Here is a 6,047-nt window from a genome sequence, read left to right as displayed (position 1 = left end):
TCGCGGCCCCGCCCCGCCTCGTTGGGGCTCCCCCCGACCCGCCTGGGCCTCGGGGGTGTCCTCGGGGGCCGCGCCCCCGGATCGCCTGGGGTCAGTGCCCCGGCCTTCCCGTCCATGGCCCTCGGCCGGTTCTTCCCGTGCGCACGCCAAAGGCCCCACCCCTCCTGGGGAAGGAGGTGGTGGGGCCTTTGGTGTTTGAGCTGGTGGGCTCGCACCCGCGTGGCGAACGCGTCCGCGTGCGAGTCCTGGGTGGCCGGGTGGGAGCGGGAGAGAGGGCCCGCTGGATCCCGTGCGGCCGGTTACATCAGAGCTCAGCCCTGGAGAGCGGCAACCTTGGTGGCCAGCGCCGACTTCTTGTTGGCGGCGGCGTTCTTGTGGATGACGCCCTTCGAGACAGCCTTGTCGAGCGCGCGGGAGGCGGCGCGGGAAGCCACGGTGGCCTTCTCGACGTCACCCGCGGCGACGGCCTCGCGGGCCTTGCGGATCGCGGTCTTGAGCGAGGACTTGACGGCCTTGTTGCGCAGGCGCGCCTTCTCGTTCGTCTTGTTCCGCTTGATCTGGGACTTGATGTTCGCCACGAAAAGAGCCTTTACAGGTTCGATGTTCCTTCTGGATGCGTCTCGCAGGCTGAGAGGGCACACGAGACACAGCTGTCCACAGTATCAGCCACTCTCGTGCCCGCCCAAACCGGGCGCAGGCCGACGGGCATGGGACCATGGAGCCTACGTATCGATCCGACATCGCCCCGAGACGAGACCCTGCGTGCCCGCGACTCCTACCCACGTGCCCGAGCCGAGCCGTACCGACCCGGCTCTGATCCGCAACTTCTGCATCATCGCGCACATCGACCACGGCAAGTCCACGCTCGCCGACCGGATGCTCCAGCTGACCGGTGTGGTCGACCAGCGGCAGATGCGTGCCCAGTACCTCGACCGCATGGACATCGAGCGGGAGCGCGGCATCACGATCAAGTCCCAGGCGGTCCGGTTGCCGTGGGCGCCGACCGAGGGGCTGGGTCAGGGCAACACGCACATCCTGAACATGATCGACACCCCCGGGCACGTCGACTTCACGTACGAGGTCTCGCGTTCGCTCGCGGCCTGTGAGGGCACGATCCTGCTGGTCGACGCGGCCCAGGGCATCGAGGCGCAGACGCTGGCCAACCTCTACCTGGCCATGGAGAACGACCTCACGATCGTTCCCGTGCTGAACAAGATCGACCTGCCGGCCGCCCAGCCGGAGAAGTTCTCCGAGGAGCTGGCCAACCTCATCGGCTGCCAGCCGGAGGACGTCCTCAAGGTCTCCGCGAAGACCGGTGTCGGTGTCGACGCGCTGCTCGACCGGGTCGTCCGCGACGTTCCCGCCCCGGTCGGTGTCGCCGACGCGCCCGCCCGCGCGATGATCTTCGACTCCGTGTACGACTCGTACCGGGGTGTCGTGACCTACGTACGAGTGGTCGACGGGCAGCTCAACAAGCGCGAGCGCATCAAGATGATGTCGACCGGCGCCACCCACGAGCTGCTGGAGATCGGTGTCTCGTCTCCGGAGATGACGCCTTCCGACGGTCTCGGCGTCGGCGAGGTGGGCTACCTCATCACCGGTGTGAAGGACGTTCGCCAGTCCAAGGTCGGTGACACGATCACCTCCCTGAACAAGGGCGCCACCGAGGCCCTCGGGGGTTACAAGGACCCGAAGCCGATGGTCTTCTCGGGCCTCTACCCGCTGGACGGCTCGGAGTACCCGGACCTCCGCGAGGCCCTCGACAAGCTGCAGCTCAACGACGCCGCGCTGGTCTACGAGCCGGAGACCTCCGCCGCGCTGGGCTTCGGCTTCCGCGTCGGCTTCCTGGGTCTCCTCCACCTGGACGTCATCCGTGAGCGGCTGGAGCGCGAGTTCGGTCTCGACCTCATCGCCACCGCCCCCAACGTGGTCTACCGCGTGGTCATGGAGGACGGCAGCGAGCACACGGTCACCAACCCGAGCGAGTTCCCCGAGGGCAAGATCAACGATGTGTACGAGCCCGTCGTACGCGCCACGATCCTCGCCCCCAGTGAGTTCATCGGCGCGATCATGGAGCTGTGCCAGACGCGTCGCGGCACCCTGATCGGCATGGACTACCTCTCCGAGGACCGGGTCGAGATCCGCTACACCCTGCCGCTCGCCGAGATCGTCTTCGACTTCTTCGACCAGCTGAAGTCCAAGACGCGCGGTTACGCCTCCCTCGACTACGAGCCCACCGGCGAGCAGGCCTCCAGCCTGGTGAAGGTCGACATCCTGCTGCACGGCGACAAGGTCGACGCCTTCTCCGCCGTCACCCACAAGGACGCCGCGTACGCCTACGGTGTGCGGCTCGTCGCCAAGCTGCGCGAGCTCATCCCGCGGCAGGCCTTCGAGGTGCCGATCCAGGCCGCGATCGGCTCCCGGGTGATCGCCCGGGAGACCATTCGCGCCATCCGCAAGGACGTCCTCGCCAAGTGCTACGGCGGTGACATCTCCCGTAAGCGGAAGCTGCTGGAGAAGCAGAAGGAAGGCAAGAAGCGCATGAAGATGGTCGGCTCGGTGGAGGTGCCTCAGGAGGCCTTCATCGCCGTTCTGTCGAGCGACGAGTCCTCCGGGAAGAAGAAGTAGACCAGGGCGCCCCACGCAGCTGTCCTGTGCGGACGACGGGTCCACGCGCCACGCGCGCGTGGGCCCGTTCGTTATGAAGCGGCGCCCTGCAGGCCCTTACGCGCCGGACCTCGGGCCTTTACTCTGATCCCGGCTCAAAGGTTACTCGCCAGTTAGTTACGAACCACCAGAAGGCACCGCCGCCGCCCGGAGGACGTCGTGAGCGACACACAGACCCAGATCGAGAACCGGCCGCCCTCCGTGGCGACCCTCTTCCTTGAGCGCGTCGAGCGGACTCCGGATGCGGAGGCGTACCGCTACCCGGTGCCCGCCGCCTCCGGGGCCGGCCCGGACGACTGGAAGTCGCTCAGCTGGGGGCAGGCCGCCGAACGGGTCTACGCGATCGCCGCAGGCCTCGTCGACCTCGGCGTCGCCTCCGAGGAGCGGGTCGCCCTCGCCTCCTCCACCCGGGTCGAGTGGATCCTCGCCGACCTCGGTGTCATGTGCGCGGGCGCCGCGACCACCACGGTCTACCCGCAGACCAACGCCGAGGAGTCGGCGTTCATCCTCTCCGACTCCGAGTCGCGGGTCCTCATCGCCGAGGACGCGGCCCAGCTCGCGAAGGCCGTCGAGCGCCGCGCCGACCTGCCGAACCTCCGCCATGTCGTCGTCATCGACGCCACCGGGGTGGAGAGCGACGGCGAGTTCGTCCTCACGCTCGCCGAGCTGGAGTCGCGCGGCAATGCCTACCTGGAGAAGCACCCCGAGGCCGTCAAGGAGCGGGTCGCGGCGATCACCGCCACGCAGCTCGCCACCCTCATCTACACCTCGGGCACCACGGGCCGCCCCAAGGGCGTCCGCCTCCCGCACGACAACTGGTCGTACATGGCCAAGGCCATCGCCGCCACCGGTCTCGTCACGCAGGCCGACGTCCAGTACCTGTGGCTGCCGCTCGCCCACGTCTTCGGCAAGGTCCTCACCTCGGGCCAGATCGAGGTCGGACACGTCACCGCCGTCGACGGCCGCGTCGACAAGATCATCGAGAACCTTCCGGTCGTCCAGCCGACCTACATGGCGGCCGTGCCCCGCATCTTCGAGAAGGTCTACAACGGCGTCGCCGCCAAGGCCCGCGCCGCCGGCGGAGCCAAGTACAAGATCTTCCAGTGGGCGGCCGGCGTCTCCCGCGAGTACGCCAAGGCCAGCCAGGACAACTTCCGCCGCACCGGGACCGCCTCCGTGCCCTTCGGCCTCACCGCCAAGCACAAGGTCGCCGACGCCCTCGTCTACACCAAGATCCGCGAGGCCTTCGGCGGCAACCTGCGTGCGTGCATCTCCGGATCCGCCGCGCTCGCCCCCGAGATCGGCTACTTCTTCTCCGGCGCCGGCATCCACATCCTGGAGGGCTACGGACTCACCGAGACGTCCGCCGCCTCCTTCGTCAACCCGGGCGAGGCCTACCGCACCGGCACCGTCGGCAAGCCGCTCCCCGGCACCGAGGTCCGGATCGCCGACGACGGCGAGATCCTGCTCCGCGGGCCCGGCGTCATGGAGGGCTACCACGGCCTGCCGGAGAAGACGAACGAGGTCCTGGAGTCCGACGGCTGGTTCCACACCGGTGACATCGGCGAGCTGTCCGCCGACGGCTACCTGCGGATCACCGACCGCAAGAAGGACCTGATCAAGACGTCCGGCGGCAAGTACATCGCGCCCGCCGAGGTCGAGGGCCAGTTCAAGGCCGTCTGCCCGTTCGTCTCGAACATCCTCGTCCACGGCGCCGACCGGAACTTCTGCACCGCGCTGATCGCCCTCGACGAGCCCACCATCCTCGGCTGGGCCACCGAGCACGACCTCGCGGGCAAGTCGTACGCCGAGGTCGTCGCCGACCCGAAGACCGTCGCGATGGTCCAGGGCTACGTCGACCGCCTCAACGAGGGCCTCCAGCGCTGGCAGACGATCAAGAAGTTCCGCCTGCTGCCGCGCGACCTCGACATCGAGCACGGCGAGCTGACCCCGTCCCTGAAGCTGAAGCGGCCGGTGGTGGAGCGCGAGTACAAGGGGCTCATCGACGAGATGTACGCGGGGTCGCGGGAGTCCTGACCCCACCCCTGTGGAGAGGTTGTCCACAGGCCGGGCGTTCACCTCGGGCAGTACGGGACAATGGGGCTCATGCCTTCCGTACTGCCCGATGGTGAGTCCGTTCCCGACGACGGGGCGCTGCCCCCGCACGCCCTCGAAGGGGCGGGGGAGCGGCCCCTCGGGTTCTATCTGCACGTGCCGTACTGCGCGACGCGCTGCGGGTACTGCGACTTCAACACCTACACGGCCAGTGAGCTGCGGGGGACCGGAGGCGTGCTCGCCTCCCGGGACAACTACGCCGAGCAGGTCGTCGAGGAGATCCGGCTCGCCCGGAAGGTGCTCGGCGACGACCCGCGGCCGGTGCGGACCGTCTTCGTCGGCGGTGGTACGCCCACGCTGCTCGCCGCCGGTGACCTCGTACGGATGCTGGGGGCCGTCCGCGAGGAGTTCGGGCTCGCCGACGACGCCGAGGTGACGACCGAGGCCAACCCCGACTCCGTGAACCCGGCCTATCTGGCGGAGCTGCGGGCCGGAGGCTTCAACCGGATCTCCTTCGGCATGCAGAGCGCCAAGCAGCACGTCCTGAAGATCCTCGACCGCACGCACACCCCGGGCCGCCCCGAGGCCTGCGTCGGGGAGGCGCGGGCCGCCGGATTCGAGCACGTCAACCTCGACCTGATCTACGGCACCCCCGGTGAGACCGACGACGACTGGCGGGCCTCCCTCGACGCGGCCATCGGGGCCGGTCCCGACCACATCAGCGCCTACGCGCTGATCGTCGAGGAGGGTACGCAGCTGGCGCGGCGCATTCGGCGCGGCGAGGTCCCCATGACCGACGACGACGTCCACGCCGACCGGTACCTGATCGCCGAGGACGTCCTCTCCGGGGCCGGCTTCGACTGGTACGAGGTCTCCAACTGGGCCACCTCCGAGGCCGGGCGCTGCCTCCACAACGAGCTGTACTGGCGCGGCGCCGACTGGTGGGGCGCGGGCCCCGGCGCCCACAGCCACGTCGGCGGCGTCCGCTGGTGGAACGTGAAGCATCCCGGTGCGTACGCCGCGGCGCTGGCCGCCGGGAAGACTCCGGGGGCCGGCCGGGAGCTGCTCTCCGGGGAGGACCGCAGAGTCGAGCGTGTGCTCCTGGAGCTGCGGCTCAAGGAGGGCGTCGAGCTGTCGCTCCTCAAGCCGGCGGGCCTCGCCGCCTCCCGCAAGGCCCTCGCCGACGGGCTGCTCGACGCCGGGCCGTACGCCGCGGGACGGGCCGTTCTGACCCTGCGCGGACGGTTGCTCGCGGACGCGGTGGTGCGGGACCTCGTGGACTAGGGGGCGTCGTCGAACTCCCGGCGTCGCCCGAAGGGCGGCCC

The 6,047-nt window shown here is 69.4% G+C and carries 4 protein-coding genes; 3 read left to right on the top strand and 1 reads right to left on the bottom strand.

The features are described from left to right. Positions 1-311: 311 nt before the first annotated feature. Positions 312-578: a 30S ribosomal protein S20 gene (rpsT, locus tag AOK00_RS34785; protein ID WP_030317512.1), complete on the bottom strand. Its 267-nt coding sequence runs from the start codon at positions 576-578 to the stop codon at positions 312-314. A gap of 184 nt (positions 579-762) precedes the next feature. Between rpsT and lepA the strand changes: the two genes are divergently transcribed. From lepA to hemW, 3 genes are all read left to right on the top strand, one after another. Then, complete coding sequence (gene lepA, locus AOK00_RS34780) at positions 763-2,628, top strand: translation elongation factor 4 (protein ID WP_055604122.1); 1,866 nt, start codon at positions 763-765, stop codon at positions 2,626-2,628. Positions 2,629-2,826: 198 nt separating this feature from the next. Beyond that, on the top strand, positions 2,827-4,704 hold the full coding sequence (locus tag AOK00_RS34775; RefSeq protein ID WP_055604121.1) for an AMP-dependent synthetase/ligase: 1,878 nt from the start codon (positions 2,827-2,829) through the stop codon (positions 4,702-4,704). A gap of 60 nt (positions 4,705-4,764) precedes the next feature. After that, positions 4,765-6,006, top strand: a complete 1,242-nt coding sequence (hemW, locus tag AOK00_RS34770) for a radical SAM family heme chaperone HemW (RefSeq protein ID WP_055604120.1) — start codon at positions 4,765-4,767, stop codon at positions 6,004-6,006. Positions 6,007-6,047 lie beyond the last annotated feature (41 nt).

The sequence above is a fragment of the Streptomyces aureus genome, assembly GCF_001418135.1.
Lineage (GTDB): Bacteria > Actinomycetota > Actinomycetes > Streptomycetales > Streptomycetaceae > Streptomyces > Streptomyces aureus_A.
Note: the sequence above shows the minus strand (reverse complement) of the source record. Positions and strands in the feature narration are given on the sequence as shown.